This window comes from Fictibacillus sp. NPDC058756 (assembly GCF_042746035.1).
Lineage (GTDB): Bacteria > Bacillota > Bacilli > Bacillales > Fictibacillaceae > Fictibacillus.
The window spans coordinates 1667108-1683120 of sequence record NZ_JBHYPU010000001.1; the positions used below are offsets into that span (position 1 = coordinate 1667108).

Genomic DNA, 16013 nt, shown 5'->3' on the forward strand with positions numbered 1-16013 from the left:
ATTATGAAAATAGCTCTTATTGCGCACGATAAAAAGAAAGACGATATGATTAATTTTACAATTGCTTATAAAGATATCTTAATGGATCATACTTTATACGCAACCGGAACAACAGGATCTAAAATAAACGAAGCTACAAACCTTTCTATTAACTTGTTACAGTCTGGCCCTTTAGGCGGTGATCAGCAGATCGGTGCACTGATTGCTGAAAACGAACTGGATCTCGTTTTGTTTTTCAGAGACCCTTTAACAGCTCAGCCGCATGAACCAGATGTATCAGCATTAATGCGTCTGTGTGATGTTTACCAAATTCCACTGGCAACAAATTTAGCTTCAGCAGAACTTTTTATCAAGTCACTAGAACGAGGAGACTTAGACTGGCGCAGAATAATCGATGAAAGAGAGTCAGAAAACAAATGAACCTACAAAACTGGCTTGCTTTCGGTGCACATGCAGATGATGTGGAAATCGGAATGGGAGCAGCAATTAAAAAGGAAACAGAAAGAGGCCGTGAAGTTATCATCTGTGACTTAACAGAAGCTGAGCTCTCGTCAAACGGAAGCGTTGAGATCAGGAGAAGAGAAGCCAAAGAAGCAGCCGATATTCTAGGTGTTAAAAGTAGAGTGAATCTTCAGCTCCCTGACAGAGGTTTGTATTTACAAGAAGAATTTATATTAAAAATGGTTTCTTGTATCCGAAAGTTCAAACCCGAGTATATTTTTGCTCCTTATTGGGCCGACCGTCATCCTGATCATGGAAATTGCGCTAAACTAGTAAAAGAAGCTGTTTTTTCAGCTGGTATAAAAAATATCAAAGATTCTGATGGTCTTGAGGCACATAAAGTAAAAAATATTTTTTATTATTTCATTAACAGCACGGAAAGACCTTCACTGTTTCTGAATGTCAGTGAAGCATATTCATATAAAATAAAAGCTTTGCAAGCATACCCTTCTCAGTTTATAAAAACTGCAGATAGTGTTGATACACCGCTCACGAACGGCTATATTGAACGCGTTGAAGCAAGGGACAGGCTGTTTGGATTCGAAGCGGGTACTGCTTATGCAGAAGGTTTTATTTCTGAACAAACTTATGTAACCAACAATTTATAAGGAGATTGTTATGAAGCTAAAAATCGGAATCACCTGTTACCCTACTGTCGGCGGGTCAGGGGTGGTTGCTACTGAACTCGGAAAATTGCTTGCGGAAAGAGGCCATGAGATTCACTTTATCACGTCCAGCATACCTTTTCGTCTCGGGAAATTTTATCCGAACATTTTTTTTCATGAAGTGGAAGTAAACCAATATTCGGTTTTTCAGTATCCTCCTTATGACCTTGCCTTAGCAAGCAAAATGGCAGAGGTAGCTAAGCGGGAAAAATTAGATCTTCTGCACGTGCATTATGCTGTACCGCACGCAGTGTGCGCTGTTCTCGCGAAGCAGATGTTAGATGACAATATTAAAATTGTTACAACTCTCCACGGAACGGATATTACCGTATTAGGTTACGACCCTTCATTAAGTGAGATGATAAAATTCGGCATCGAAAAATCTGATGCAGTAACTGCCGTTTCTCATCAGTTAAAAGAGGATACAGAAAAACTGCTAAAAACTCGAAAAGAAATTATTCCTGTACATAACTTTGTTGATGAGCGGGTGTATTACAGGCGTGATAATAATTCAGAGCTTAAACAAACATATGGAATACAAGATGATGAAAAAGTAATCGTACATATATCTAACTTCAGACCCGTTAAGCGGATTCAGGATGTGATCAAAGCTTTTTCATTGATCAGAAAAGAGATGCCATCAAAGTTATTGCTGATCGGAAACGGGCCTGAATTAACAGTAGCGTGTGAACTAGTCCGTGAACTTAACATAGAAGATGATGTGTTATTTTTAGGAAAGCAGGAGAATGTAGGGGAAATATTTTCTATTTGTGATCTGAAACTGCTGTTATCAGAAAAAGAAAGTTTCGGACTCGTTCTATTAGAAGCGATGGCTTGCGGCGTGCCTGTAATTGGAACGCGCATCGGCGGTATTCCTGAAGTGATTGTGGATGGTGAGACTGGGTACATGGTGGAAGTAGGCGACACAGCTGCTGTAGCAGATAAAGCCATCTCTTTATTAAAAAATGTTGAAAGACTTAGACGTTTCAGAGAGAATTCTGTTCAGCATGTAAGAGAAAACTTTTTATCTGAAAAAAAAGTGAGTGTATACGAAGAAATCTATAACTCTTTAGTAAAGGGTTGAGGTCCATATGAACAAGTTATTTGAGGATGCTTCTCATGTAATAGAGCAAATCGAATCAAAAGGCTTCAAGGCTTATTTTGTAGGAGGTTGTGTTCGGGATTATTGTTTAAATCGACCGATAAAAGACATAGACATAGCTTCGAGTGCAATGCCTGAAGAAATACAGAGCATCTTCCCAAAAACGATTCCAGTCGGTATAGAACATGGAACGGTCATCGTTAGATATAATCATGTTTCCTATGAAGTGACAACCTTTAGAAAAGAAGACAAATATGAAGATTTCCGAAGACCTTCTAAAGTGTGGTTTGTCACGAATTTAGAAGAAGATCTGTCCAGAAGAGATTTTACGTTTAATGCAATGGCCATGGATAAGAACTTTCAGCTTATCGATCCATTCAATGGAAGAGAAGATCTTAAAAAGCAGCAGATTCGAACTGTAGGAAAACCTGATCATCGATTCTCTGAAGATCCGCTTCGCATTATGCGAGCATTCCGTTTTATGAGTGTGTACGATATGAGTATCGAAGAAAAAACAAAGTTAGCTCTGAAAAAGAATGCACCATTGCTAAAAAGAATATCTACAGAAAGAATAACGGTGGAATTCAAGAAACTGCTGGAAGGAGAACAAGCTGGAAATGCACTGCAGCTTATGCAAGATTGTGGTGTCTACCCATACATGCCTTATCCTTTAGAGGAAATTTCCGAAGGCAGCTTGCTGTCATTTGACTGGAGTTCTTTAAAAAGCGAAGAACAAAGATGGGCTGCTCTAATCGTTTTAACTAAAGTGGATGATGAGAGAGATTTCTTAAAGTTATGGAAACTTCCAAATAAGGTGATCCAGTCAGTTTTGAACATTCTTGCTTCATATAAAAAAGAAAAATGGTCAAAAATGGATTTGTACACCACAGGATTAAATGCGGCACTATCAGGGCTGAGGATAAAATGTCTTGTTGAGGATGAATCCTTTGAAGATCAAGCGAGCAAGCTGAAACACCTTGCAGAAGAAGTTGTTATTCATTCTAGAGATGACATCCCTTTAAACGGCGAGGAAATATTGAAGATAAAACAAAAAGCTCCAGGTGTGTGGGTAGGACAACTTTTTCAAGAGTTAGAAAAAGAAATCGTTGAAGGTAAACTCCCTCTTTCTGAAAATGCGATCAGCGATTGGGTGAGAAGGTGGGGAAAAGAATGAGAGAAGCATTATTACACATGCTGGCTGAAAATGAAGGTGAATTTGTTTCAGGTCAGCAGATAAGTGAAAACTTGAACTGTTCACGGACAGCCATATGGAAACATATATCAGAGCTTAGGAAATCAGGCTATTCGATTGAAGCCGTTCAGAAAAGAGGCTACCGTCTGCTCACTTCTCCTGATCTTGTTACAGCAGAGGAAGTCTCTTTATATACAGGTGAAGGGACATTCGGCAAAAAGGTTACTTACAAAAAATCTGTTAAAAGCACCCAGGAAATTGCACACAGCTTAGCAAGAGAAGGAGCTGTTGAAGGAAGTATAGTAATCGCCGATGAACAGACCGGCGGAAGAGGAAGGCTTGGGAGAGCGTGGCAGTCTCCATCTGGAACAGGTATCTGGATGAGTCTCATCCTTCGTCCTGAAATCCCCCTTCAAAAAGCTCCGCAGCTTACATTGCTTATTGCTGTTGCTGCATCAAGAGCCATTGAAAAGGTGACGGGCCTTGAAGCAGCTATCAAGTGGCCGAATGACCTTTTAATCAAAGGAAAGAAAGTAGCGGGAATTCTTACTGAACTTCAGGCAGAAGCCGATTCTATCCATTCTGTCATTGTGGGAATCGGAATGAATGTCAATCAGGAAAAAAAGCACTTTTCTGAAGAAATTTCAGAAATTGCAACAAGTCTTGCGATCGAAAGCGGAAAAACCTATAAACGAGCTGAACTAGCAGGTGCAGTTTTGCAAGAGATTGAAAACCTGTATAGAAGCTACTTGGACAAAGGCTTTGCGGTAATAAAGCTTCTTTGGGAAGCACGTGCTTACAGCCTTGGAAAAAGAATTACAGCAAGATCTGTCACAGGGTCTATAACTGGCTACGCAAAAGGAATTACTGATGAAGGTGTCCTGCTGCTCGAGGATGACAATGGCGAGATTCATTCAATCTATTCAGCGGATATCGAATTTCCTTCTCACTAAGTTATGTACGTGATAAAATAATATTATAGGCGGTATCCTTACAGCGGAACTGCACTGTACTGTAAGTTTTTGAACATCAACCATATATCTGCCTAGATCCAAAATCAGGACCGGGACAGAGGGAGCAAACAATCAAAACGTCTAGGGATGTTTCCTATGCCTTCTTCCTCTTTGGAAGAAGGTTTTTTTGCACTCTGGCCCTGTTAAAAAACAGGGAGGCTAAAAGTATGAAAACAACAAAAAGCTTTCTCAAGATGAAAAGAGACGGCGAAAAGATTTCAATGGTAACGGCTTATGACTATCCATCAGCTGTAATCTGTGAAAAGGCTGGAATGGATCTCATATTAGTCGGAGATTCTCTCGGTATGGTCGTTCTGGGATATGAATCTACCATACCAGTTACATTGGAAGATATGATCCATCATACTAAAGCGGTAAAGCGCGGGGCGTCCGACACGTTTATCGTAACAGACATGCCGTTTATGACCTATCATGGCTCAATCGACGTGAAGGTTGACAATGCGAGAAGAATTATGCAGGAAAGCGGAGCATCCGCTGTAAAGCTTGAAGGCGGCAAACAAGTAATTTCTACAATAGAAACATTGACGAACGCAGGTGTTCCAGTGATGGGGCATCTTGGACTGACTCCGCAGATGGTCGGAGTTATGGGCGGTTACAGCGTGCAAGCGAAAGAAGAAGAAGAAGCAAACAGCCTTTTAGAAGAATGTCTGTTATTAGAAAAAGCTGGAGCGTTCGCGATTGTTCTAGAATGCGTACCTCAGCAGCTTGCTGAAATAGCGTCAAAGAAACTGACGATCCCAGTGATAGGCATTGGTGCAGGTAAACATACAGATGGTCAGGTTTTGGTCTATCACGATATGATCGGGTATGGGTTTCATCATATACCAAAATTCGTAAAGTCTTACGGAAATGTTAAAGATATAATGGTCGCAGGACTCCAGAAGTATAAGGAAGATGTACAACAGATGAAGTTCCCTGAAGAAGAACATAGCTTTAACATGAAAACAGAAACAATCGACCGTTTGTATGGAGGAGTTAAGTCATGATTATCTTGAAAAGCATCCAAGACATGCAGAAATACATGCTGCAAGAAAAAAAAGCAGATAAAACGGTAGGATTCGTACCAACAATGGGGTATCTGCATGAAGGGCATCTTTCATTGATAGAACGTGCGAAGAAAGAGTCTGACATCGTTGCGGTAAGTATTTTTGTCAATCCGCTGCAATTCGGACCGAACGAAGATTTTGACCGTTATCCGCGAGATTTTGAACGTGATAAAAAACTTGCAGAAGAAGCTGGTGCAGATGTTCTTTTTTGTCCTGACACAAAAGAAATGTATCCAGAAAGACCTGTTGTCACGGTTTCTGTAAATAGAAGAACCGATGCTCTTTGCGGGAAAAGCAGAATAGGTCATTTTGACGGGGTGGCAACAGTTCTTACAAAGCTGTTTCACATCGTATCACCTGATAAGGCGTTTTTTGGCCTAAAAGATGCCCAACAGGTGGCAGTCGTTCGAGGTCTTGTTGATGATTTTAATTTTCCTGTAGAGATCGTTGGATGTGAAACGAAACGAGAATCTGATGGACTGGCGAAGAGCTCAAGAAATGTATATCTTACAGAAGAAGAAAGAAAAGAAGCTCATAACTTGTATCTATCTTTACAAAAAGCCCAGAACTGGCTATCGAACTGCGATAGTGGTGAGACAGAAGAAAAGATGATAAAATACTTGGAGGAACATACTGTTGGAACTGTTGAATACTGCAAAGTTCTTTCATATCCTGAACTTCTTCCTCCAGATAAAGATGACGAAAAGCTGATCATCGCATTAAGTGTAAGATTCAGCAAAGCTCGATTAATAGATAATGTCATTATAGACAACATACAAGAGAAACAAGGAAGCGGGGAAGAAAAATGTTCCGTACATTAATGAAAGCTAAAATACACCGTGCAACCGTAACTGAATCTAATTTAAACTATGTTGGAAGCATCACAATTGATGAAGATATTTTAGATGCAGTTGATATGATTCCGAACGAAAAAGTTCAAATTGTAAATAATAATAATGGTGCGCGTTTTGAGACTTATATTATTCCAGGAAAAAGAGGAAGCGGTGTGATGTGCTTAAATGGCGCAGCTGCCCGACTCGTTCAAGAAGGCGATACGATAATTGTTATTTCCTATGCCATGTATGATGAGGCAGAAGCTAAAAATCATCAGCCAAAAGTGGCTATCATGGACAAGAATAATATGATACAAGAAATGCTTGGTGTTGAACCTGAGGCTACCATCTACTAATTATTAAAAACGATTAAGATAGCCGCAGGGGAATGAGGTGAAGAGGCTATGACACGGCGATATGTCGTTATCGATTTTGAAACAACAGGAAATTCAGCAGCAAAAGGAGACCGGATTATCCAGATTGGAGCGGTCGTCGTTGAGGCAGGACAGATAACGGACAGATATTCAACGTTCATCCAGCCAGGCGTTCCCATCCCCCCTTTTATTGAACAATTAACGGGCATCAATGATGACATGGTCAAAGATGCTCCGTTATTTGAAGAAGCAGCGCCGAAGCTCCTTCAGATGCTTGAAGGGGCTTATTTTGTTGCGCATAACGTAATGTTCGACTATTCATTCTTACAGGGAGAGCTGGATCGCTGCGGTTACTCGCCGCTTTCTATGCCTCTTATCGATACTGTTGAGCTATCCAGACTGCTCCTTCTAGGAGCCGATGGATATCAGCTAGGAATGCTTGCGGAATACCTTGGGCTTGAACATGAAAATCCGCATCAGGCAGATAGTGACGCAGAAGTGACGGCTATGCTTCTTATGCATCTATTAGATAAACTTGAGACCTTGCCGTTATTGACGTTAGAGCGATTATCTCCATTTGTGAAAAAACTGCAGAGCTCATTAGAAAATATCGTAAGTGATATCATCAGTAAGAAATCTGTCTTTTTAGCAGATGAAGAAACATATGATTTTTACCGTAAATTAGCTCTTAAGAAGACATTAAAACAAGAACAAGAAGAATTTAATGATGACCTCGAAAGTTATGGTGCATCTGAATTAGAGCAGAAATTAAAAACACACATGGCGCATTATGAGATCCGTGAAAGCCAGCAAAAAATGGTCGAGCTTGTAGATGAAGCGCTTCATACGAATCAGCATCTTGTTATCGAGGCAGGAACAGGTGTCGGTAAATCACTAGGCTATCTCATACCTGGTGTTCGTCTTGCTAAGGTAAAGGACCGCCCGCTTGTGGTTTCAACACATACCGTTCAATTGCAGCAGCAGCTGTTAGAGCGTGATGTGCCTCTATTGAAGAAAATTATGCCTTTTGATTTTACCGCAACACTTTTAAAAGGCAGAAACCATTACTTATGTTTGAGAAAGTTTGAACATACTCTTCAGGATCATCATGAAGACAATTATGATACGAACTTTACAAAAGCTCAATTGATTATATGGCTAACTGAAACAGAGCAGGGTGATGTAGAAGAACTATCGATGGCATCTGGCGGAAAACTCTTTTGGAATACAGTGAAAAGTGATGCTAATTCATGCTTGAACCATCGATGTCCATGGTTCTCGAGATGTTACTATCATAAGCAAAGAAGAGCTGCTCATGAATCAGATCTAGTTATTACGAATCATGCTTTATTGTTTACAGATTTAAAATCCGATTCTCAGTTGCTTCCGTCTTATAAAGAAGCAGTTTTGGATGAAGCACATCATATTGAAGAGGTAGTGAGCGATCATTTCGGCAAGGAAACCGATTATTTCACATTTCTAAAATTGCTGGACAGACTTTCCTCAACAGAAAGTGATGGCATGATGAATACATTAAGAGAACTTTCTGATCTTTTGGAAGTTCCAAAGTATGAAACATATCTAGCGAAATGGGACGGCCTGTTTCTAGATGTTAAAAATGAGCTGGATGATCTTTTTAAGCAAATTAAAACGATTTGTGTAACAAAAGCTAAGTCCTCTCGATCTTCAGAGCTAACAAAACAGACACTTCGTTATACGAATGAAGACATAGAATCGGCTCTTTGGGAACCGGTACTTGAGATGGAAGAGAGAGTAAAGCAGTATATATCAGATTTGGTAAAGCCAGTTAAACGTCTTTTAAAGAGCTTTGATCAGTTTGAGGAACATCTTACTGTTAAACAAAAAGGATTCTTAGTTGATATTGAAGGACTTCTAAACGATCTGCAGGATGAAGCAGCAGTTCTTCATCACCTTCTGTCGTGTCCATTATCTCAGGAAGTTTATTGGATGGAAACTGAATCGAAAGGTCCGAGACATGCTGTTACTCTTTACGCAAAACCGGTTGAGATCGATCAGATTCTAGCAGATCAATTCTTTGGCAAAAAAAGCAGTGTTGTATTGACATCGGCAACAATGAGTGTGAAAAACAAGTTCAGTTATATATCTGAACGGCTTGGGCTGCTCGACTTCGGTCCTTTAAACGCACAGCTGCCATCACCTTTTAAGTATGAGGAACAGGCAAAGCTGATGGTGCCAACTGACATACCACTCATTAATGAGGTGGACCAAAAAACGTTTGTTGCCAAAATCTCAACCTCTTTATATGAGATAGCAAAAGTTACAAAGGGCCGTATGCTCGTCCTGTTTACATCGTATGAGATGTTAAAGGAAACACATTCAGCTTTTAAATCGTTAATGGGCCAAGAGGAGTTCGTCTTGATCGCACAAGGTGTTGACAGCGGGAGCAGAGCAAGACTGACTAAGAACTTTCAGCGGTTCGATAACGCTATTCTTTTTGGAACAAACAGTTTTTGGGAAGGAATTGATATTCCAGGAGATGATCTTTCCTGTCTGGTGATCATCAGACTTCCATTTACGCCTCCAGATCAGCCTGTAATGGCAGCGAAAAGCGAGAAACTGAAAGCAGAGGGCGGTAATCCCTTCTACGATCTTTCGCTTCCTCAAGCCATCATCCGCTTTAAACAAGGCTTCGGCCGACTGGTAAGAAGCAGCAGAGATAAAGGAGCTGTCTTCGTTTTTGACCGCAGGATGATTGAGACACGTTACGGAAAATCATTCATTCAGTCTCTGCCGAAACTGCCCGTTTCTATTAAACCGGTCAACGATCTCGTTGATGAACTTCGGGACTGGATGGATTAGAAAGAAGAAGCTGACATACAAGGGGTAAAATACCTTGTGATGTCGGCTTTTCGTTTATTGAAAGGCATGTAATGGATTCCTGCGTTTCGTGGTGATTAGCTAAAATTGCTTGAACTCTTAGATTTAGCTTGAACGTATAATAAATAAATGTATTTTCGCAAAACTTTGTTGTTTTTGAATTTTAAAGGATGCTAATTTCCGCTCTTTGGACTCGCTTTCCGCAGGGTGTGCGGTGAGCCCATTCGTCGCCTTGCGACATTTAATGGTTTCACCTGTCCCACTCATCCTGCAGGACAAGGAAGGCTCCGGCAGCATATATCGCACGAAGAAAATATGATTTTCATTTTCGAGGAGTCCCGCCCTTCCGCTCCAATTAACTATTCAATGAAGAATTTTTTAAAATCTCTCTTTGGAAATTTTTAGAAATGCCATTTTCTAAAGATTAGTTGCTTTCGGCTTTTTCAATTCTCATCATTGCAAGTTGATTGGAGCGTGCCTGCCACCTGAGAAGCTTCTCGCTAGGCATGCGACGAGGAAACTCACATCGGTAGCAAATACTTGTAGACGCAGGAGCAAGGATACTTCCATGAAGCGGTCAGGTGGAGACTCCTAATGGCGCAAAGCAGCAGGAGGCTCACCGCACGCCCCGTGGAAAGCGGGCAGCCTGGAGCGGAAATCAACTGCTTTCAAAAGCAACAATGTATGCGAAATAGCCTTTAGAAAAGAGCTTAAATAAAAGATTAAGTACCGTAAAATGTTTTATTAACGTTGAATAATCCCCTGTTTTTAGGCATTCTAAAGTACCACTTTAAATGAATTTCTGATATAGTAAACAGGGATAAGTTTCAAAGTATAGGAGGAAGAACAATGGAAAGTAAAATCGAGGTTCTTTCTACAGTTAAGGTAGACAAGTCTAGTGATTTGTATAAAGTTGTTTCTGAATTGAACAAAACATTAAAGCATCAGGATTTAATGTTTGGGCTTGCGTTAGATGACGAGAATAAAGAGAAGATGATATTTACGATCTATCGCACATAGAGAGGCTGAAATATGGGAAAAAAGTGGATACTTATAATTGTTGGTATTTTGATAATAGCAAGCTGGCAGGCGTACTATCTTTATAGCGGAGTGCACGCAAAACCGCAGAAAAAAGAAGCTGAAGCTGTTGAACTTGCAAAAAAAGAAAAAAATCTCACATCTGTTACAAATGTAGAGCACTTTTTCAAGAATGAAACCTATTATGTAGTAGAAGGCAAGAACGAGCATGGGATTGACATGATCGTTTGGGTAGGAAAAGATAAAGAGATTTTTTCCGAAATTGCTAAAAAAGGCTTATCAGAAAAACAGATGATTGATTATGTGAAAAAGAACCATAACGCCGTGGAAATTATTGACAGCCGTTTAGGCATGGAAGATGAGATCCCATTATGGGAAGTTGTCTACATCGATGATCAAAATCGCTACACGTATTATTATGGATACTTTGAAACAGGGAAGCGGTATGAAATCTACCGTTTAAAAGAATCAGAACAATAATCAGCGGAGGGATATTTAAATGAATCTTGCAAAACGCGTGGAGGCATTGACACCTTCAACAACATTGGCAATTACAGCAAAGGCAAACGCACTTAAAGCAGAAGGGCACAATGTAATCGGTCTTGGTGCAGGAGAGCCGGATTTTAATACTCCAATACATATTATTGAAGCTGCTTATCAGTCTATGAAAGAAGGACATACAAAGTATACAGCTTCTGGCGGTCTTCTTTCGCTTAAAAAAGCGATCACAAACAAATTAAAGGAAGATCAAGGGCTAACTTATGAAACTTCTGAAATCATCGTGAGTACAGGAGCTAAACATTCACTTTATTCCTTGTTCCAGGCAATAATAGATGAAGGAGACGAAGTGATCATCCCTATTCCTTACTGGGTAAGCTACCCTGAACAAGTTAAACTTGCAGGGGGAGTTCCAGTTTACGTAGAAGGAAAAGAAGAAAATCAATTTAAGATTACAGCAGAAGATTTGAAAACATCAATCACAAAACAGACAAAAGCGCTTGTTTTAAATTCTCCGAGCAATCCGACTGGCTCCCTTTACACAGCTGACGAGCTGAAAGCGATCGGTGAAGTCTGCCTTCAAGAAGACGTACTGATCGTTTCCGATGAAATCTATGAAAAATTGATCTATGGCGGGGCAAAGCACACATCTATTGCTGAACTTTCACCAGAGCTGAAAGAGCAGACGATCATCATTAATGGACTTTCAAAGTCACATGCGATGACAGGATGGAGAATCGGGTTTGCAGCCGGAAACGCTAAGATCATTAAGGCTATGACAAATTTGGATAGCCACAGTACATCAAATCCAACAACGATTTCTCAGCATGGTGCTTTAGCTGCTTATAATGGCACACAAGAGCCGGTTGAAGAGATGCGTCAAGCTTTTGAAGAACGTATGAACAAAGTTTATGAGCGTCTGATTACATTGCCTGGCATCAGTTGTGTTAAACCAAATGGTGCTTTCTATCTGTTCCCGAATGCAAAAGAGGCTGTTAAAAATACAGGTTTCTCAACAGTAGACGAATGGGTTGAAGCGATCTTAGAGGAAGAGAAAGTTGCGCTTGTTCCAGGATCAGGCTTTGGTGCTCCTGATAATGTTCGGCTTTCATACGCTACTTCATTGGATACCATCATGGAAGCACTTGACCGAATTGAACGTTTTATCGTCCGCCATTCAAAGAAAGATTGATTTTTAGTGAGCGGTCATTCATAATTTTTTGATAGAGACAGATTTTAGAAACAGTGGAGGTACATTTGGTGAAAACTACTATTCAAAAGCTACGCGAACATGTTGGTGAGTCTGTAACGATTGGTGCATGGCTCTCTAATAAACGTTCTTCTGGTAAAATTGCTTTCTTGCAGCTGCGTGATGGAACAGGATTTGTTCAAGGTGTCGTTGTAAAAAGCGAAGTTGGTGAAGAAATTTTTGCAAAAGCAAAAGGATTGACTCAAGAATCCAGTCTTTACGTAACAGGTACTGTAAAAGAGGACGAGCGTTCATCACTTGGTGTGGAACTTGAAGTCACTGATGTAGAAGTACTTCATCAAGCGGTAGATTACCCGATCACACCGAAAGAGCATGGAACAGAATTTTTGATGGATCACCGTCATCTGTGGATTCGTTCAAAGCGCCAGCACAGCATTTTAAAAATCAGAAACGAAATTATACATGCTGTAAACGAGTTCTTCTATAACAATGATTTTGTAAAAGTAGACCCTCCAATTCTTACAGGAAGCTCTGCTGAAGGAACAACATCATTGTTCCATACAAAATACTTTGAAGAAGATGCTTATCTTTCTCAAAGCGGACAGCTTTATATGGAAGCTGCAGCGATGGCAATGGGGAAAGTATATTCTTTCGGACCGACTTTTCGTGCTGAGAAATCTAAGACACGCCGTCACTTGATTGAGTTCTGGATGATCGAGCCTGAGATGGCATTTGTTGAACACGAAGAATCTCTTGAAATTCAGGAGCAGTTCATTTCACATATCGTTCAATCTGTGATCAAGCGCTGTGAAAACGAGCTGAAAACACTTGGTCGTGATGTTTCCAAATTAGAGAACGTTAAAGCTCCTTTCCCTCGTGTTTCTTACGATGATGCGATTAAGATGTTAAAAGAAAAAGGGTTTGATGATATCGATTGGGGTGACGACTTTGGTGCTCCTCATGAAACAGCGATTGCTGAAAGTTTTGATAAGCCTGTATTCATTACAAACTACCCTAAAGATATTAAGGCGTTCTATATGAAGCCGGATCCAAACCGTGATGATGTTGTACTATGTGCAGACTTGATCGCTCCTGAAGGGTATGGAGAGATTATCGGAGGAAGCCAGCGTATTGACGATCTTGCTTTAATGGAGCAGCGTTATGAAGAACATGGGCTTACAGACGATGCTTATAAGTGGTATCTGGAGCTAAGAAAATACGGAAGCGTACCTCATTCAGGATTTGGTCTTGGCTTAGAACGTACAGTTGCATGGATTTCAGGTGCGGAACACGTTCGTGAAACGATCCCGTTCCCTCGTTTGTTAAACCGTTTATATCCTTAATATATATGAAAAATCTCCCTGTTGCAGGGAGGTTTTTTTTCTTGGAAAGGCTCATCTCTAAAAGATTGTTGCAATTGGCTCTTTTCTTCATTGCAATTTGATTGAAGCGCAAGATGCGAGACTCCGACGGGAAGAGCGGTCAGGTGGAGACTCCTAATGGCGCGTAGCGGCAGGAGGCTCACCGCACGCCCCGTGGAAAGCGAGCAACATGGAGCGGAAATCAATTACATCCAAGAGCAACAATGTATGCGAAAACAACCTTATAAAAAGATAGAGCAAGTTCTTATGCTATAATGGTACAAGAGGTGTTGCAAGTGAACGGAATGTTATTTGAAAAATGGATGTCAGAAGGATCAGTCAGCATACCAAATATGCTTTTAAAATCTTATAAAAAGATCGGACTTTCAGACACTGAATGTATGCTGTTCATACAGCTGCATGTCTTTATTGAATCCGGAAACTATTTTCCGACTCCAATAGAACTGGCTGAACGGATGACAGCTTCATCCCATGAGATGTCTTCGATGCTTCGTTCATTGGTAGGGAGAGGGCTCCTGGGTATGGATCAGTACGAAGATAAAGAAAAAGGCGTTTATTTTGAAGCGTATACCTTGCAGCCGTTATGGAACAGGCTGATGGATAGTTTAAAAGAAGAGGAACAAATACAGAAAGAGACAAATAAAGAACAGCTTGAACAGAATGTATTTGTTTTATTCGAAAAAGAATTCGGGCGGCCGCTTTCACCAATGGAGCTTGAAACATTAAAAATTTGGATGGATGAAGACCAGCAATCTCCAGAACTCATTTTAACCGCATTAAAAGAATCGGTTTTGTCTGGCAAGCTCAACTTCAGATATATCGATCGCATTCTTTTCGAGTGGAAGAAGAACGGAATAAAGACTCCTGAAGCTGCAAAGCAGTATGGAGAGAAATTCCGTGTTAGACAGCTTCAAAAATCTGGCCAATCCGATAAACCAAGAATAGAAAGTGAATTAAAAAGACCCGTTTATAATTGGCTTGAATCATAACTGCAAAACAAACAGACCCTGATAAAACTGGGTCTTCTTTTTCATTACAGGAGGAATGTAATCGTGTTAAACAAAGCTCAGATTCAATTTTGCCTGGAACAGATCGAGGATATGTTTCCAGATGCTCATTGTGAGCTGCATCACTCAAATCCGTTCGAGTTGACGATAGCAGTCCTGTTATCTGCACAATGTACTGATGCACTTGTGAATAAAGTAACTCCAAAACTTTTTGAAAAATATAAAAAGCCTCAAGATTACTTAGATGTTTCTATTGAAGAACTTCAAGATGACATTAGATCAATCGGACTCTATCGCAACAAGGCGAAGAACATTCAAAAATTAAGTGAGCTCGTGCTTACCGAATACGGAGGAGAGATTCCAAAAGACCGTGATGAGCTGACAAAGCTTCCAGGTGTCGGAAGAAAAACAGCGAACGTAGTGGTTTCCGTTGCTTATGATGTACCAGCGATTGCAGTAGATACACATGTTGAACGCGTCTCTAAAAGACTTGGAATCTGCAGATGGAAGGATTCTGTCTTGCAAGTCGAAGAAACATTGATGAAAAAGATTCCTAAAGACCTATGGGGAGCTACACACCACCGTCTGATTTTCTTTGGAAGGTATCATTGCAAGGCGCAAAATCCTAACTGTCCTGAGTGCCCGCTGCTGTCCATATGCCGTGAAGGCAAAAAGCGGATGAATCAAAAAGAGAAGAAGAAATGACTTCTAAGAATAATCATAGGCTGACTCAATCTCTAGAGTCAGTTTTTTAAATTCGTTTCATTTATTTTATGGTAATATTTGTTAAATTATGTGATGGAAGACTATTTTTATATGATGGTCTGCATTTTTTATGTGATGAGAGTATGTTTTTATGTGATCATGACTGATTTTTATTTGATATAGCCTTTTGACAAAAGGAGAGAGTTCATTTTGGAACAATATACAGAGCAATTAACAGAGATTTTTAAAGAATGGAAAGAAAAGAGTCCATTTATAGCGGATTGTTTTAAAAACCGTGATCGAAATAAAGCTAAAGAACCTATGATTTATTTTTTTCATCAGTTTTTGAAGGTGTTATTCTGCGGTAACAGAAAAATGGTCGATGAACAGGCCTTAATAATATGGAAAGAGAGCGTTAAGGAATTGGATCGACTACCAGTTAATGCAATAGAGCGCCTTTCATTTATTAAAGAACAGCCGGATCATTATCAATCTTTTATTCAATTAAGTGAATTATTTTCAGAATGGGAAAAGAAAAGTGTCATACTTTTAAAGCGGAAAACATAA

General features: G+C 40.0%; 16 protein-coding genes. All 16 read left to right on the forward strand.

The genetic code is table 11. The features are described from left to right. The first annotated feature begins 3 nt into the window (after window positions 1-3). Window positions 4-420, forward strand: a complete 417-nt coding sequence (gene mgsA / locus ACFW35_RS08420) for a methylglyoxal synthase (protein WP_379845025.1) — start codon at window positions 4-6, stop codon at window positions 418-420. Continuing rightward, complete coding sequence (gene bshB1 / locus ACFW35_RS08425) at window positions 417-1109, forward strand: bacillithiol biosynthesis deacetylase BshB1 (protein ID WP_379845026.1); 693 nt, start codon at window positions 417-419, stop codon at window positions 1107-1109. Before mgsA ends, bshB1 begins: the two co-directional genes overlap by 4 nt. Window positions 1110-1119: 10 nt before the next feature. Continuing rightward, window positions 1120-2250: an N-acetyl-alpha-D-glucosaminyl L-malate synthase BshA gene (gene bshA / locus ACFW35_RS08430; protein WP_379845028.1), complete on the forward strand. Its 1131-nt coding sequence runs from the start codon at window positions 1120-1122 to the stop codon at window positions 2248-2250. A gap of 7 nt (window positions 2251-2257) precedes the next feature. Beyond that, window positions 2258-3442 (forward strand): CCA tRNA nucleotidyltransferase, encoded by a 1185-nt coding sequence (locus ACFW35_RS08435; protein ID WP_379845029.1) that lies wholly within the window; start codon window positions 2258-2260, stop codon window positions 3440-3442. Further along, entirely contained in the window at window positions 3427-4413 is a 987-nt protein-coding gene (locus tag ACFW35_RS08440) for a biotin--[acetyl-CoA-carboxylase] ligase (protein ID WP_379845031.1), read from the forward strand. Before ACFW35_RS08435 ends, ACFW35_RS08440 begins: the two co-directional genes overlap by 16 nt. Before the next feature lie 227 nt (window positions 4414-4640). Further along, entirely contained in the window at window positions 4641-5480 is an 840-nt protein-coding gene (gene panB, locus ACFW35_RS08445) for a 3-methyl-2-oxobutanoate hydroxymethyltransferase (protein ID WP_379845033.1), read from the forward strand. Then, window positions 5477-6361, forward strand: a complete 885-nt coding sequence (panC, locus tag ACFW35_RS08450; protein WP_379845034.1) for a pantoate--beta-alanine ligase — start codon at window positions 5477-5479, stop codon at window positions 6359-6361. Before panB ends, panC begins: the two co-directional genes overlap by 4 nt. Then, the gene (gene panD / locus ACFW35_RS08455; RefSeq protein ID WP_077364081.1) at window positions 6346-6729 is read left to right on the forward strand and encodes an aspartate 1-decarboxylase; all 384 of its coding nucleotides are present in this window, start codon (window positions 6346-6348) and stop codon (window positions 6727-6729) included. Before panC ends, panD begins: the two co-directional genes overlap by 16 nt. Window positions 6730-6777: 48 nt before the next feature. Continuing rightward, entirely contained in the window at window positions 6778-9588 is a 2811-nt protein-coding gene (gene dinG, locus ACFW35_RS08460) for an ATP-dependent DNA helicase DinG (RefSeq protein WP_379845036.1), read from the forward strand. A gap of 867 nt (window positions 9589-10455) precedes the next feature. After that, complete coding sequence (locus ACFW35_RS08465) at window positions 10456-10626, forward strand: YpmA family protein (protein WP_077364085.1); 171 nt, start codon at window positions 10456-10458, stop codon at window positions 10624-10626. A 12-nt stretch (window positions 10627-10638) separates the two neighbouring features. Further along, the gene (locus ACFW35_RS08470) at window positions 10639-11124 is read left to right on the forward strand and encodes a DUF5590 domain-containing protein (protein ID WP_379845038.1); all 486 of its coding nucleotides are present in this window, start codon (window positions 10639-10641) and stop codon (window positions 11122-11124) included. 19 nt (window positions 11125-11143) lie between these two features. Then, entirely contained in the window at window positions 11144-12334 is a 1191-nt protein-coding gene (locus ACFW35_RS08475; RefSeq protein ID WP_379845039.1) for a pyridoxal phosphate-dependent aminotransferase, read from the forward strand. Window positions 12335-12402: 68 nt separating this feature from the next. Further along, window positions 12403-13695 carry an asparagine--tRNA ligase gene (gene asnS, locus ACFW35_RS08480; RefSeq protein ID WP_379845041.1) on the forward strand — a complete coding sequence of 431 codons (1293 nt, stop codon included), beginning with the start codon at window positions 12403-12405 and terminating at the stop codon, window positions 13693-13695. Window positions 13696-14018: 323 nt separating this feature from the next. After that, window positions 14019-14723: a DnaD domain-containing protein gene (locus ACFW35_RS08485; protein WP_379847434.1), complete on the forward strand. Its 705-nt coding sequence runs from the start codon at window positions 14019-14021 to the stop codon at window positions 14721-14723. 63 nt (window positions 14724-14786) lie between these two features. Continuing rightward, window positions 14787-15446 (forward strand): endonuclease III, encoded by a 660-nt coding sequence (gene nth / locus ACFW35_RS08490; protein ID WP_379845043.1) that lies wholly within the window; start codon window positions 14787-14789, stop codon window positions 15444-15446. A gap of 210 nt (window positions 15447-15656) precedes the next feature. Next, complete coding sequence (locus tag ACFW35_RS08495) at window positions 15657-16013, forward strand: YpoC family protein (RefSeq protein WP_379845044.1); 357 nt, start codon at window positions 15657-15659, stop codon at window positions 16011-16013.

Bases quoted from the DNA above. Each gene is read 5' to 3' on its own strand.
- panC (WP_379845034.1), top strand. From the start codon at position 5,477: ATGATTATCTTGAAAAGCATCCAAGACATGCAGAAATACATGCTGCAA.
- ACFW35_RS08435 (WP_379845029.1), top strand. From the start codon at position 2,258: ATGAACAAGTTATTTGAGGATGCTTCTCATGTAATAGAGCAAATCGAA.
- ACFW35_RS08485 (WP_379847434.1), top strand. From the start codon at position 14,019: ATGTTATTTGAAAAATGGATGTCAGAAGGATCAGTCAGCATACCAAAT.
- ACFW35_RS08465 (WP_077364085.1), top strand. From the start codon at position 10,456: ATGGAAAGTAAAATCGAGGTTCTTTCTACAGTTAAGGTAGACAAGTCT.
- dinG (WP_379845036.1), top strand. From the start codon at position 6,778: ATGACACGGCGATATGTCGTTATCGATTTTGAAACAACAGGAAATTCA.
- ACFW35_RS08475 (WP_379845039.1), top strand. From the start codon at position 11,144: ATGAATCTTGCAAAACGCGTGGAGGCATTGACACCTTCAACAACATTG.
- panB (WP_379845033.1), top strand. From the start codon at position 4,641: ATGAAAACAACAAAAAGCTTTCTCAAGATGAAAAGAGACGGCGAAAAG.
- mgsA (WP_379845025.1), top strand. From the start codon at position 4: ATGAAAATAGCTCTTATTGCGCACGATAAAAAGAAAGACGATATGATT.
- bshB1 (WP_379845026.1), top strand. From the start codon at position 417: ATGAACCTACAAAACTGGCTTGCTTTCGGTGCACATGCAGATGATGTG.
- panD (WP_077364081.1), top strand. From the start codon at position 6,346: ATGTTCCGTACATTAATGAAAGCTAAAATACACCGTGCAACCGTAACT.
- bshA (WP_379845028.1), top strand. From the start codon at position 1,120: ATGAAGCTAAAAATCGGAATCACCTGTTACCCTACTGTCGGCGGGTCA.
- ACFW35_RS08470 (WP_379845038.1), top strand. From the start codon at position 10,639: ATGGGAAAAAAGTGGATACTTATAATTGTTGGTATTTTGATAATAGCA.